Origin of the sequence: Roseovarius sp. Pro17 (genome assembly GCF_035599575.1) — a bacterium.
Taxonomy (GTDB): Bacteria; Pseudomonadota; Alphaproteobacteria; order Rhodobacterales; family Rhodobacteraceae; genus Roseovarius.
In genome coordinates, this window is the sequence record NZ_CP141179.1 from 2028786 (window position 1) to 2042200 (window position 13415).

13 protein-coding genes and 1 pseudogene are annotated in these 13415 nt (G+C 58.1%); 5 read left to right on the forward strand and 9 right to left on the reverse strand.

The features are described from left to right. Positions 1-153: 153 nt before the first annotated feature. Positions 154-1185 carry a hypothetical protein gene (locus U3654_RS09825; protein ID WP_324755157.1) on the reverse strand — a complete coding sequence of 344 codons (1032 nt, stop codon included), beginning with the start codon at positions 1183-1185 and terminating at the stop codon, positions 154-156. 517 nt (positions 1186-1702) lie between these two features. Between U3654_RS09825 and U3654_RS09830 the strand changes: the two genes are divergently transcribed. Continuing rightward, positions 1703-3054, forward strand: a protein-coding gene (locus U3654_RS09830; RefSeq protein WP_324751533.1) for an IS3 family transposase whose coding sequence is annotated in 2 segments (ribosomal slippage) — positions 1703-2039 and positions 2039-3054 — 1353 coding nt in all. Because the reading frame shifts where the segments join, the coding sequence is not laid out codon by codon here. Between the two features lie 56 nt (positions 3055-3110). Here U3654_RS09830 and U3654_RS09835 read toward each other — a convergent pair. After that, entirely contained in the window at positions 3111-3821 is a 711-nt protein-coding gene (locus U3654_RS09835; RefSeq protein WP_324755158.1) for a hypothetical protein, read from the reverse strand. Between the two features lie 289 nt (positions 3822-4110). Here U3654_RS09835 and U3654_RS09840 point away from each other — a divergent pair, with 289 nt between their 5' ends. From U3654_RS09840 to U3654_RS09855, 4 genes and pseudogenes are all read left to right on the forward strand, one after another. Then, a complete protein-coding gene (locus U3654_RS09840) occupies positions 4111-4440 on the forward strand; it encodes a metalloregulator ArsR/SmtB family transcription factor (protein ID WP_324755159.1) in 330 nt (109 codons plus the stop codon). Between the two features lie 42 nt (positions 4441-4482). Continuing rightward, complete coding sequence (gene arsB, locus U3654_RS09845; RefSeq protein WP_324755160.1) at positions 4483-5550, forward strand: ACR3 family arsenite efflux transporter; 1068 nt, start codon at positions 4483-4485, stop codon at positions 5548-5550. Then, positions 5547-5969 carry an arsenate reductase (glutaredoxin) gene (gene arsC, locus U3654_RS09850; protein ID WP_324755161.1) on the forward strand — a complete coding sequence of 141 codons (423 nt, stop codon included), beginning with the start codon at positions 5547-5549 and terminating at the stop codon, positions 5967-5969. The genes arsB and arsC overlap by 4 nt, the downstream gene beginning before the upstream one ends. A 33-nt stretch (positions 5970-6002) precedes the next feature. After that, positions 6003-6119: pseudogene (locus U3654_RS09855) on the forward strand (arsenical resistance protein ArsH); the annotation flags it as partial. A 370-nt stretch (positions 6120-6489) separates the two neighbouring features. On the opposite strand, the gene U3654_RS09860 reads toward U3654_RS09855, so the two are convergent. The 7 genes from U3654_RS09860 to U3654_RS09890 all read right to left on the reverse strand — a co-directional run bounded on the left by U3654_RS09860 (position 6490) and on the right by U3654_RS09890 (position 13090). Beyond that, entirely contained in the window at positions 6490-6756 is a 267-nt protein-coding gene (locus U3654_RS09860; protein ID WP_324755162.1) for a ParB N-terminal domain-containing protein, read from the reverse strand. A gap of 175 nt (positions 6757-6931) precedes the next feature. Beyond that, a complete protein-coding gene (locus U3654_RS09865) occupies positions 6932-8560 on the reverse strand; it encodes a lysozyme inhibitor LprI family protein (protein ID WP_324755163.1) in 1629 nt (542 codons plus the stop codon). Beyond that, a complete protein-coding gene (locus tag U3654_RS09870) occupies positions 8545-9180 on the reverse strand; it encodes a hypothetical protein (RefSeq protein ID WP_324755164.1) in 636 nt (211 codons plus the stop codon). Before U3654_RS09870 ends, U3654_RS09865 begins: the two co-directional genes overlap by 16 nt. Then, positions 9164-9520: a hypothetical protein gene (locus U3654_RS09875; RefSeq protein WP_324755165.1), complete on the reverse strand. Its 357-nt coding sequence runs from the start codon at positions 9518-9520 to the stop codon at positions 9164-9166. Before U3654_RS09875 ends, U3654_RS09870 begins: the two co-directional genes overlap by 17 nt. A 427-nt stretch (positions 9521-9947) precedes the next feature. Next, positions 9948-11213: an ABC transporter permease gene (locus U3654_RS09880; RefSeq protein WP_324755166.1), complete on the reverse strand. Its 1266-nt coding sequence runs from the start codon at positions 11211-11213 to the stop codon at positions 9948-9950. After that, a complete protein-coding gene (locus U3654_RS09885; protein ID WP_324755167.1) occupies positions 11210-12019 on the reverse strand; it encodes an ABC transporter ATP-binding protein in 810 nt (269 codons plus the stop codon). Before U3654_RS09885 ends, U3654_RS09880 begins: the two co-directional genes overlap by 4 nt. Positions 12020-12109: 90 nt before the next feature. Then, positions 12110-13090, reverse strand: coding sequence for an ABC transporter substrate-binding protein (locus tag U3654_RS09890; protein ID WP_324755168.1), 981 nt, complete (start codon positions 13088-13090; stop codon positions 12110-12112). Between the last annotated feature and the right edge of the window lie 325 nt (positions 13091-13415).

A 13415-nucleotide genomic window follows, 5' to 3' on the forward strand; every position in this document is an offset into this window, starting at 1 on the left:
AGAGGGCTGGCAGTATTTCCGAAAACGCAAACATGGGAGGCTGGTGTCACCGACCGGTGGCTTTGTAACCGTGCCATGCACCCCCAGCGATTGCCGGGCTCTTCGCAACTTCCGGCGCGATGTGGAGCGGGTGTTGAATGGGCAGACAAAACGTCACGCAGGCTGACTTGCCTGGCTCCAGCCCTCCTCCACCTCGGCCGCGGCGAGCAGAAAAGGCTTCCGCGCCTTGGTGACATTCTGCTTTTGCAGATACGTGTAGGAGCGCGCGACAAAGGCACAATAGCAAAGCCCCAAATCGAGCCAGTCGTGGAGGTCGGAGTTGGCTTTGCAGGCGTTCGAGGTTTCGCTGACGCGCTTAAGATCAGTTCGCAGCCTGTCCAATGGTGGCACGTCTCTTCCACTTGCAACCTTTGACCATTCGATGCGTGCGCTTTCAGGATCCAAATGCGGAGAGAGCGCAGCGTAGAAGTTGGTCTTCGTTTTGTAGCCAAGTTCGCGTTGGGCCGTGTCCAGCCATCTTGCTAACGCCAGACGCGGCCCTCTGCGGATGGCATCCCCACACGCAAGTTTCCGGAGCGACAGAACGCTCTCGGTCCTGTCTGGCCCGGTTTCGATTAGTAAATTAAAGACAAAGACACTCGCCATGAAAATATGTATCGGCGCCATGATAACCCGCAAATCGGCGCGGTTGGTTGTTTCAAGCGTGCTGGCACAGTCGTGGAAAAGCGGAGCAACGCGGGATTTCGGCATCCGGCGTAGTTCAGAAGCGAGCGCTTGCGTCCCACCCAAGGTCAAGACCTCCTGCAAGTGATCCGAGGCAAGGACTGCGCGCTGAACGGCCTCAAGCGTATGCGCGCCTCTTTTGCGCAGACCGGGTTCCGCGATGGACCAGGCACCAAGCGGGATCACTTCGGGAGGCACATCTTGCGGGGATAGAAAAGACGGCCGGTGTTTAGCTTCAAGATGTCTGATGAACTTTGCAACCGCGGCTTTGGTAGTGTTGCCAGTCTTACGCGCTCTCGTCCAGAACCTGTGCTGAGCTTCGTTGCCACCAACGCCCCCAACACGCGGCCCGAGCATGAAGTTCTTCAAAGACACCCCAACGATGTCACAGTAGTCTTCCGGGTCGAGCAAAATTCTTGCAAGCCGCATATCGTCATTGGAGGGAATCTGGGCTTTAGTCATCTGTTGTCTGCGTTGCCTCGGGCTTTTATCGTTTATCACCATAGGCAAATTACCTACATGCCAAATGTTGGATCTTCGTAAGCGTTCGCCGTCGGAGCTGCGGTCTTGGCACAGGCCTGAAACATCGTCATGGGCGATTACACGAACGGCCCAAAAACTGACATTCATTAGGACGAACTTGCTGCAGTGCAGCTTCCCAAAAGCGGCCGTGGCATGAAGCGTAGCAATCATGCGACGCCAATGTGATTTAACTCGGCTTCGCGGGGCTCTCCTTTTCCCGATAGCAAGCAGAGCGTTGTCCATCCATATCAAAATATCGGAGTTCTAAGATCGGTACCTCATGCACAACCTGCCGCCAACTGTGACATCCATACTTAGCAGGCAATTGCTCAGGGTACCGCTCGGCAATCCATTTGCCAGCGTCATCAACAGTGTCTGACGTCAGCGCCTGTGGGACAGATTTGAGGAATTGAACAACGGAGGATTTCTGGTTCATCGTAACCTTCATGGAGTGAAGATGAACAAGAAATCCGGAACGTCTAAGGACGCAGCTGACAAGCTGGTCAAGAACATCCGCCGCAAGACCCGTCAGACCTATTCGGCTGAGGAGAAGATCCGCATCGTCTTGGCGGGTCTGCGAGGCGAAGAGAGCATTTCGGTGCTCTGTCGCCGTGAAGGCATCGCCGAAAGCCTATATTACAGCTGGTCGAAGGAATTCCTTGAGGCTGGCAAGCGGCGATTGTCCGGCGACACGGCCCGGCAGGCAACGTCGCCAGAAGTCAAAGATCTGCGCTCGGAGTCACTTGCCCTGAAGGAATGCGTGGCAGACCTGACCCTTGAGAACCGTCTGCTCAAAAAAAGCATGACAGGGGCTGGGGAGGCAGAGAAATGAGGTATCCCGCGTCCGAGAAGCTGGAAATCATCCGAACGGTTGAAGGCTCACATCTACCGGCCAGGCAGACCCTCGACATGCTGGGCATCCCGCGCGCGACCTTCTACCGTTGGTATGATCGTTATGTCGACGGCGGCCTTGATGCCCTGGCGGACCACGCACCCCGTCCAGGTTCTGTCTGGAACCGTATTCCACAGGATCGGCGCGATGATTTGATCGAGTTCGCGCTGGAATTTGAGGCCCTGACGACACGGGAGCTGGCGGTGAAATACACCGACGAGAAGCGGTATTTTATATCTGAATCATCAGCATATCGTATTCTGAAGGAAGCTGACCTGATCACGGCGCCCGCGCATGTGGTGATCAAGGCGGCCGACGAGTTTAAAGACAAAACCACGGCAATCAACCAGATGTGGCAGACCGATTTCACCTACTTCAAGATCATCGGGTGGGGCTGGTATTACCTCAGCACGATCCTGGACGATTACAGCCGCTACATCATTGCGTGGAAGCTCTGCAGCACCATGCGTGCTGCCGATGTGACCGACACTATCGAGTTGGCTCTGGCGGAATCGGGTTGCGACCAGGCGGTCGTGCGCCACAAGCCGCGGCTGCTCAGCGACAACGGCTCATGCTATATCTCTGGCGATCTGGCCGATTGGCTGGAGGATCACAAAATGACGCACGTCCGCGGGGCGCCATTCCACCCACAGACACAAGGCAAGATCGAACGCTGGCACCAAACTATGAAGAACCGGGTTCTGCTGGAGAATTACTACCTGCCCGGCGATCTCGAGCAGCAGATCGGGGCCTTCGTCGAATATTACAATAACCAACGATACCACGAGAGTCTGAACAACGTCACACCCGCCGACGTCTACTTCGGCCGCGATAAAGCCATTCTCAGGGAAAGGGAGAAGATCAAGAAACAGACAATCCGACAGCGCCGCTTGCAACACCAGAAACAAGCCGCATAATCAATCACACGAACGAGCCAGAGCCTCCAATGCTCAAGCCGCTCTGATGTCCCATTTTATTTGACGACGGACACATCAACAGGTGCCCACCTATCGACAGCCAACGCACCGAATGCTTCTCGTAAGGCGCTCACTATGCCCGAGGCACACCAATCTACTGTGCCATCGGGAGCAATTCCGTTGACAACCAAGTCTTTGAACATCTCCGACTGACAGACCTCTGAGAGCGCCCGCCGCGTTTTCTCCATGTCGTCAGCCCATTCCCGAAGTTGTCCGAGGTGTTGTTCGATGCGGCTGTATGCGGTGACCAAGGTTTCTTGCGCGCCACGGCATCCATCCGAGCTCCCGAGGTCGTGCTGGTCGATGAAGTGGTGAACCAGGTTGTTCCGCAGCAGTACCAATTCTCTGAGTTCATTCTCTGCCCGGACGAAATCTGCGCCCGACAGGCCAAGTGTCATCTCCATGGTGAACCAATTGACGTTCTCAGGAGAGTTGGCCGTCGCCTCTTCGGGAGGATTCATCTCATCGACAACAACATACGATCCAAGGAGATCGCTAACCAAGATGCCGAGCGTCTTACGCGCCGTGCCGTCAATCTGCGCGGCCCGGGCCCTCTCCAAGTCATGAATTGGCCCTGAGAGCCTATGATGCGCTAACATGGCCTTGATCAGCCGCTCATACTGTTGCAACCGCAACAGGCATCGACCCAACAATCGCTGAACTTCATGCTGAAGCGTCTGCAGGTCTTCGTCATTTAACGTCGCCATGGCGCAATCCGGTTCCTGTCTCGCTCACACCAATCATACTGCGACCCGAGACGCGATGCTGCTTATTATTCTGCCGACCCCGAAATCATTCCGAAGCTCCAGCTTCACACGGCCCAGATCCGACCTCCGAGACTTTTCAAGATGCTGCGGCACAGCCCGTCATTGCCGCCAATCGCGCAACGCGCAGCATTTTAGAGGTTCTGACCTCGGCCAGCAGACAATACTGCCGTTTGTTGATTGACCGCTACCCGACTTGACACACATATATTGCATCGATACTTCATGATTCATGGATACGAAAGACGCTCTCAAAGCCTTCGCCGCCCTTAGTCAGCCTACGCGGCTCGATGTGTTCCGCTTGCTCATCAAAGCGGGAGAAGCAGGCATGTCAGCCGGGGACATCAGCGATGCGCTCGATGTGCGCCAGAACACGATGTCGGCAAACCTTTCGATACTCGCCCAGTCGGGTCTGATCCGGAATGAGAGGGAAGGTCGCAGCATCCGCTATTTCGCCGATATGGACGGAATGCGCGCGTTGCTGGGCTTTCTGATGGAAGACTGCTGCGGTGGTTGTCCAGAACTGTGCCAGCCCGTCATTGATGAACTCATATGTTGCTAAGCGCCACGGGAGCTTGCTGAACTCAACCTGCGAAAGACCAATATGATCGATATACCCCACTCCACTGCAGCGGGCCTTGGGACCTTTGAACGCTGGCTGTCCGTCTGGGTGGCGCTCGCCATCGGCGCGGGGCTTCTTCTTGGCAACATCTTTCCGGGTGTCTTCTCGGCTTTGGCATCGCTCGAGATCGCTTCGGTCAATCTGCCGGTGGCGGTGCTGATCTGGGCGATGGTCTATCCTATGATGGTCGGCGTGGATTTCGGCGCGTTGCGGCAGGTGGGCGACAAGCCAAAAGGTCTGGTCGTAACGCTGGTGGTGAACTGGCTGATCAAGCCCTTCACGATGGCGGCCCTTGGCGTGCTGTTCTTCAACTACGTCTTTGCTGGCCTGATCCCGCCGGACGACGCGCAGGCTTATCTCGCGGGCGTCATCCTGCTGGGGGCCGCACCCTGCACCGCGATGGTGTTTGTCTGGTCGAACCTCACGCGCGGCGATGCAACCTATACGCTGGTGCAGGTTAGTGTGAACGACGTGATCATGGTCTTTGCCTTCGCGCCCATCGTGGCCTTCCTGCTGGGCGTGACTGACATCGTGGTGCCGTGGGACACGTTGCTGCTGTCGGTCGGCCTCTACGTCCTGCTACCGCTTATTGCCGGCTATGTGACGCGTCAAAACCTTGTCGCCAAGGGCGGCGAAGCGGCGGTTGACGCGTTCAAGGCCCGGGTGCAACCATTCTCGATCTTCGGGCTGCTGGTGACGGTGGTGCTGCTGTTTGGCTTTCAGGGCGAGGTCATCTTTGAGCGCCCGCTCGTCATCCTGCTGATCGCGGTGCCGCTGCTGATCCAGTCCTACGGCATCTTCTTTGTGGCTTACGGTGCGGCGCGGGCGTGGCGCATCCCTTTCAACGTGGCCGCGCCTTGCGCCATGATCGGCACGTCCAACTTCTTCGAACTGGCCGTCGCCGTCGCGATCAGCCTGTTCGGTCTGGGGTCAGGAGCGGCACTTGCCACCGTCGTCGGCGTCCTCGTCGAGGTGCCGGTGATGCTGTCGCTCGTTGCCTTCGCCAACCGCACGCAGCACTGGTTTCCAAAGGAAGGAGGTCCGTCTTGAGCATCGTCATTCATCACAACCCGGACTGCGGCACGTCTCGTAACGTGCTGGCGATCATCGAAGCGTCTGGCGAGACGCCAATTATTATTGAATACCTCGAAACCGGCTGGACGCGCTCGCAGCTTCTGGCGCTATTTGCCGCGGCCGACCTGACGCCCCGCACCGCATTGCGGACAACAAAATCCCCGGCGGAGGAACTGGGACTGCTCGATCCTTCCGTGGACGACGAGACGCTGCTCACGGCGATGCTGGACCACCCCGTTCTGGTCAACCGCCCCATCGTTTGCTCGCCCAAGGGGGTGCGGCTTTGCCGTCCGAGCGAGGCCGTTCTGGATCTTCTTGGCCGCCTGCCACCCGTCCCCATAGCCAAAGAGGAAGGCACGCCGATGATCGATTGGAAAGGAGACCGCATTGTTTGATACCCAAAAGTCAAAGACCGTCATTTTAACCCGATCGACACGGAACGCCTGTTGTCACCTGATCGGGCGACACATGCCCCGCGCATCTTGTTGCTCTACGGCTCGCTCAGAGAGCGCTCGTTCAGCAGGCTGATGACCGAAGAAGCGGCGTGTTTAGGGCGGTACGCCGAATACCTATAGAGCTTGGCGCTTGGAGCCAGCGCCGATGATAGTACCAACGGATCGGGTGACTCTACTATATCCTTTCATCATTGTTCGCGTCGGATGCAGGGGGTAGTCAACATGATCCATTGCTGCAAAAGGCGCTCCCGAAGGACACGGAGCCGACTTACAGTGGCTACGAATCTTGGACCCCCATTCGTCTGATCGACCCAAACGGCCCAGAGCGCCCTTTACGCCATCTGCCAACGCTGCAGTGCGGCTCCCGCGTTTCTGCCTTTCATGAACAGTGCAGCATTCGGGGCTGCTAACGAGGGTCTGCAGGGCGACAACTGCCGTTCTAAAACGGCGACCAATACAGTCAGTGCAGCCGGGCGTGGACCAGATACCCTTCGACTTTGTCTTCGCCGAGGGCGCGGAGTGCTTCTAAACGGTGATAGCCTTCGATAAGAACATAGCCGCCAGTTTTACCGATGCGCAGACGGATAGGGGTGGTTTGGCCATTTTCCAGCATATCCTGGGCGATATCATCAACTTTTCCGGGATCCAGGGTCTTTTTGCGTTTGACCGGGATGCGGACGTCGGCGATGGCGAATATTTCTTTAACCGGCATGAGATCAATTTGCACCGGAGCAGAGCATTTATGCAAGCCGTTGTTTCTATGGCAGAGGGGCACCACCGGCCCCATAGCTGACGTCGAAGCGGGTTTCAGTGAATGGCGGCTCCTTGGCGCGCACCGGACGTGGTCAGAGTAAATATGACAATTCCCGAATTTTGAGGTCACGAAAAATGTGCCTGCCACGCTATTGCAACTGTAGGGCCAAGGCGTGGTTTCGTGAGCCGGTCATTTCCATCAGGCATAGCGCGAGGTTCCAACGGATGAAATCGTCATCCAGATCGACGCGCTCAGGGCGACAGACCCGGTTGCGCGCGCGGACCCATGCGCGCTGTTCCTCTAATACGACATCGCCCAGCTTCGCCCGCGCAGCGCTGTAGAGCGCGCCAAGGCGGCCGTCGGAATCTGCCAGAGCGGGAAACGCGCAGATCACGTCCGCGGCTGGATCGAGATCACCGCCGCAATCGAAGCTGGGGCCCTTTATCTCACTTGTCCAGTCAGGCAGCCACTCGGGAAATGCGATATGCAGTTGTGGCGCCGCGGACCAACCGCCTTCTGCGCCAAGCAAAAGATACCGGTTGATCGGGTAGCCTTGTTCGAAATCGAGCAGGCGAACCTCGATCAGGTCGGCACCCCGGCCACGAACGTAGGTTCCGTCTCCGCCGGGAAAGTGGATATTCTCGTTGAACGTGCGTGCATACCAGCGCCCGTCGTCACCGCGGTAAGCGCTACACTGGAGTCGGCCGAGACCTGTCAGAAGTTCAGTGAAAAACGCATCTGGATCATTGCCGGGCACCAGGCGCCAGGCGGTAGTGACGCTGGTTATCTCTTCCGAGATGACTTCCGGGAACCGGCCTTGCGCGATTTTCGTGGAGGCGACGGTCCAGGATCCGTCCGCAGAATGATCAGGATTGCCAAGTGATTCCACAGACCAAACAAGGCCGACCTGCATAGAACGCCCGGTATTCGCCCGAACCAAAAAGCTGCATGCGGCACCCGCTCCGGCCCCCGTAATCTCTGTCGGGTATTCCAGGGCAGATGTCAGGACGCTGGCTTTGATCTGTGTCGCCGCGACGTAACTATCCACCAGAATAAACCGGTCCTCTATTGGCCGCGTGTCACCTACATAGCTGCCTTTCGTCAGCATCCCGAACACGAAATCGGGTGAGATTTGCCAGTCCGAAATCCGACCCGCGATCTCGGAAATCGCGGCCTGCGCCTGCCCGTAGAAGCTTTGCGCCATGTCCTGGGTAAGGTCATCTGTCAAAGGCGTGCTGGCCGGAATCTGAATCCCCGTGGGAATCTCGGAAAACGGGGCATGGAACCCAAGCACGCCGTCCACGTGAATGTAACGGCTTGGCCAACTGGGGATCCCGCGCAAGACGATGGCGCTGCCACCCAGGAACGCGATCCCGCAGGACGACAGGCAACGGTCGCCCGGCCCCACGAACGTGCTTACCGCGAGCCCCGATATCGCGTCTGCAATCGCAAGACCTTCGTAGAAATCACCGCCATCACTGTTGAACGACACGACAATTTCCTTGAACATGTCGACGTTCCAGTTGGGCTTTGCTTCCCTTAACATTGCCCCGAGTTTCTCCGCGTCTCCCTTCTCGATCGACCCTTCGACGCGCAAATGCGGCATCGCGGCAAAGGATTTGACATCGCCTGCCGCCGTGGGATCGCCGATGGTCTCGGCCGGATAGACGTGTTCGAAGTGGGCCTCTATCGGGTCCGCCCAGTAAATATCGGCCGCCAGAACGGGCGTAGCGTTCAGTACGCAGGCCATGAGGGCGGGGATCAGCCTTGAAGCCATCGGAAACACGTTCCTTCCTTCACATATTCCTCGAGCGCGATCCCGAGGCCTCCGTTGCCCAATGTGTTGCGCGTTTCATCTATGAGCGGGCCGTAGAGTTCATGAAAGCTCGTGGCGTATTCGCAGATCGACTGATTGGTGGTTTCCGGATCGCACTGGGCAAACATGTTGAAGATGCCCAAATTGAACGGGGGCTCCGCGCAGATCGCCAAGCGGTCGAGACTATCGGTTATTTCGGCGATCGCGAGCCGAGCCTCTTTTTGGCCGGTCGGGTCCAACTCGCCGATGATCGTGTTCTCGATAAACGCCTGTATGGGAGCGCTGGCCGCGCCATAGCCGGCTTCCTGCAAAAGGCGCACGTCGTCCCAATAGGAATACCATCGGTCGTTGAGAAAGCGGCGGTTTTCGCCTAGCTGGCCTTGGCTGAACTCTTGCACCAGCGACATCGCGGTATCGACGTGTCGGTCGGTCCGAGTGAGCGAGAGCTCGAACACGGCGTAGGTACCTGCGAGGATCAGTGCGATGAATTGAGCCGTCTCAATGTTAGCGAGGCGCTTGAGCGAGCGCCGGAAGGTCGATCCCCGCTGGGTCTGCTCCGACTTCTCATCGTCCACATTCATTCAACCTGAGCTCCGCCACCTTGTCCTCCACGTCACCTGAAGCCCCCTTCCTGGTGAAGCTGGTGCTTTCTTTGGCGTCCACCACATCGTTGAACCTGTCGCGAATGCAAGCGAGCTGGTCGCGTGACAGAACGACGACCACGGCCTTCATATTCGCCGGGAGGTTGCCGAGCCCCGGCAACTCCCGCATCTGCTTTTCGGTGAAACGGATGACGCTGTCTTGCAGTGAATTCAAGGTACTGCCGGAACTGATCTGTCCTGGAGCGGGCTTGACGACGTTTTCATCGCAGAAGCCGACAAAAATCAGGCTCGGCCCGTTACCAATCGCATCGAGATACATGTCTGCTTTCGCGCTCAGACACTCTGCTTGACTGAGGTAAAGTAGTGGACCGTGGGCTTCAGGTCCAACGGCAGCATCCTGAGCGGCAATGGGCCCGGACACAACCCCGCCAAGAAGAAACGCCGAAATGAATGCGCTGAAATGGAATGAACAATCCCGCATAGTCAAAGCATACCAAACAGAACGAGAATCTCAAAACCCAAAGTTGCTGCGACTCACGTAGTACGGACCTTCGCGAGCATTGCAGAGAACGTCCACTTTCCGCCCTTGGTGCCGAGCGTCAAACACGGCCCAGATCTGCCGCTCATCCAAGTTGCCTACGCCACAGTGCAGCTTCCCGAGAGCAGGCATTGGTTGGTGCAGCATCTGCCAGTTGAGCAGTAGTAGCCTCAGCTCCGATCCTTAGACCCCTGAGGCACAATACTGCTTACGTCCGGCCCTTCCATGGCACCAGCCAATCCTCTGCCTTGCGCATCAGGATGTCGATGCTGAAGCCGATCACGCCGATCAGGATGATCCCCATGAGAACGATATCGGTCAGCTGGAAACGACTGGCGACCATGATCATCATGCCCGCCCCCTTCTCAGCGGCGACCAATTCAGCCGCGACCACCGTTCCCCAGCAGACCCCCATGGCGACCCGCGCGCCTGTGAAAATTTCCGGCAGGGAGTTCGGCACGATCACGTGTCGCAGAACCTGCCAGCGGCTCGCGCCCAAAGAATAGGCTGCGTGTACCTTGGCGATCGCCACGCCCGACACGCCCGCGCGCGCCGAGATCGCCATGATCCACAGGGCCGCCAGAAACAGCAGGATGATCTTGCCGCTTTCTCCGATTCCCGCCCAGATGATGACCAGCGGGATCAACGCCAGCGGAGGGACCGGGCGCATGAATTCCACGATCGGATCGAACCAGCCGCGGAACCAGTCGCTCAGGCCCATGGCATAACCAAGTGGGATGCCGACGAGCGCGCCGAGGATAAAGCCGACGATCACGCGGAACAGCGACCAGAAGAGATGCTCCCACAGGGTGAAGTTCTGGTAGCCTTGGGTCGAGATTTCCTTGATCCGCGCGACCACCGCCTCTGGCGCAGGAAGCCAGATCGGCTCCATCTGCATGCCTGAGTAGGGCACGAAGTTCAGCGATCCCTTGGACGTGACCGCCACGGTCCCGTGGGCCACCTCTACCCGGCTTCCCGGCGACACAGGCTGGCCGTCAATCTCGACGACCTTTGCGCCGTCCTTGCGGGTGATCTCGTCATTCTTGTCGACCAGCACGAGGCCCGAACGCCAGACTGCAAGGGCGATTGAGTCGTTCTTCGCAAAACCTGCGCCCGGCTCCGCCTCCTGCGGACTGCCCGTCTCTTCGGCGGGATAGACGCGGGCGTGGACGGTGGCATCGTCACGTGCGCCATCGGGTGCTTCCACCGTATAAGTGAATTGCGTATCACCAATGAAGGGCCCCGGCGCGTGAAATGGCACCCAATTCGAGCCGGTGAATGCCCCCCAGAGCAAAAACAGCGTGAGCACCGACAGGATACTGGCCCACCTGTCGGGCCTCACCGCGCTCTCGTCGCCGAAGGTCACCGTTTTAAGCGAGGTGAAATCGCGGCGCACCATGAACTTGCGCATCCCTAGACGCACAACGATGAACGCCGCGCAGAAGATGGCGATATAGATTGTGAGAACGATCATGCCGCGGCCTCTTCGGTGCGGCCCATGATCTCTTCTTCCATGTCCCAGATCATAGATAGGATTTCCTCGCGTTTCTCGCCGAATTCAAGATCGCGCTTGACCATCCGCAAGTCCTTTCCCACACCCGCCCCTGCAAAAGGAAGGCGGTATTCCTTGTGGATGCGTCCCGGCCGCGGCGCCATCACCAAAAGGCGCTCGCCCAACAGCAGGGCTTCCTCGACCGAATGGGTGATCAGGATGATCGTCTTGCCGGTCTCTTTCCACAGGCGCAGGACCAGCCCTTGCATCTTTTCGCGGGTCAGCGCGTCCAGCGCGCCCAGCGGTTCGTCCATCAGGATGACGTCCGGCTCGTTCGCAAGGCATCGCGCCAGGGCGACGCGCTGCTGCATACCGCCCGAAAGCTCGTACACCGCCTTGTCCTTGAAATCTTGCAGGCCCACCACGTCGAGCAGGTGGTTCACATTCTCGATGTAGTCTTTCTTCTTTCGGCCGGCCATGCGGGGTCCGAAGCTTACATTGTCCCGCACGCTCATCCACTCGAATAGCGCGCCTTGCTGGAACACCATTCCGCGCTCGGCGCCTGGGCCGGTCACCGCGTGATCGTTCAGTGTCACATTGCCTTCGGTCGGGGCGAGGAAACCGGCAAGGATGTTGAGCAATGTCGTCTTACCGCAGCCCGAGGGGCCCAGAACGCTCATCAGCTCACCGCTTTTTATCTCCAGTGAGATATCCTGAAGCGCCTGCACATGGCTTCCGTTGGGAAGATCGAACCGCATGGAGAGATTACTAATCGAAAGTGTCGACATACTGCACCACACATCCTTGAATTGATCTATGATCGAAAAGATCGAAAAAGCGCGGGCCCGCAATTTCGCGCGCCCGCGCAAATCACCGGATTACATGCTGCCAGCCTGCTCCAGCGGGGCGGCGTTGACGTTCTCCGAGTAGTCATCCTTGGCCGCGTCGATGCTGCCGGCCTCCACGAAGACGTCGGCCACGCCCTTCATGAACTCCTGCGCACCGCCGCCAAGCCACTTCTGGCCAAGCTGCTCTTCGACGCTGGGGAAGGTGAACGTGGCAATGGTGGCGCCAGCCTCGTCTTCGTCCATGCCTGCATCCTTGGCAATGACGGGCAGCATCTTGTCGGTGTTTTCACCGCTGTTCCACATCTCGTTCGCCTCGGCTGTCACGCTGAGGAACGCCGACACGAGATCCGCGTTTTCAGCAATGAAATCGGTCGGGCCGGAGGTTACGTCGAATATCAGGATGCCCAGCTCTTCCTTTTCCGCACCGGTCAGCAGGCTGTTTCCATGCTCCAGCATCCGCCGCAGGCTACCGCCCCAGCCGCAGGCCATGTCCACCGAACCCTGCGCGATGGCGGCGGCCCCTTCGGGCGGGGCCATGTTGACGACCTGCATCGATCCGATGTCGACGCCGAAGTGGTTCATCTGCTTGATGAAGCTGTAATGTGCGGCAGTGCCCAGCGGCACGGCGACCTTCTTGCCGGCCAGTTCGGCCGCGCTGTCCTTGTCGATCTCAAGCGCTTCGCGCACCACACAATTATCGTTATCGGCATAGCTTACGGCCACGTCGACAATCTGCAGGTCCTGGCCCGCGCTTGTTGCCACCACGAAGGGCGGCACACCCTGGCTGACGACAAGCTGCACGTCACCCGACGCCATTGCCGCGCTCATCGCTGTGCCGGTATCGAAGGCGCGCCACTGGACTTCCATGCCCATCGCCTCGTCATACATGCCTTCAACCTTGGCGTATTGGAACGGCATCGGCCATTCTTGGAAATAGCCGACCGTGATCTGCTCTTGTGCGGCAGCGCCCTGCGCCGCAAGAGTGGCGATGACGCTCGCCAGAATTGACATCCGTTTGGTTCCGCTTTTCACTGTTGGGTTCCTCCTTGTTTGATGTTGTTGGTGAGTTTGATCATTGCGGCAGCAGGTGGCCACCCTACGCCTCACGTACGTAACGATCAGTTCCTATGGCAGATGAACTGCACCAGGTCTGATCGACAGGTGAATACAAAGCTCAGTCGTCTTTTTTCATTGCTCGTCTATCGGGCGCCATCCAATCGGCAGACACCCGTCGCACACGAGGCTTCCACGGATTTTCGCGGTGACCGACGAAAAACAGATAGGTGAAATAAATTGAAAGTTATACTTCGTTAATTTAGAAACAATCCATCTTCGT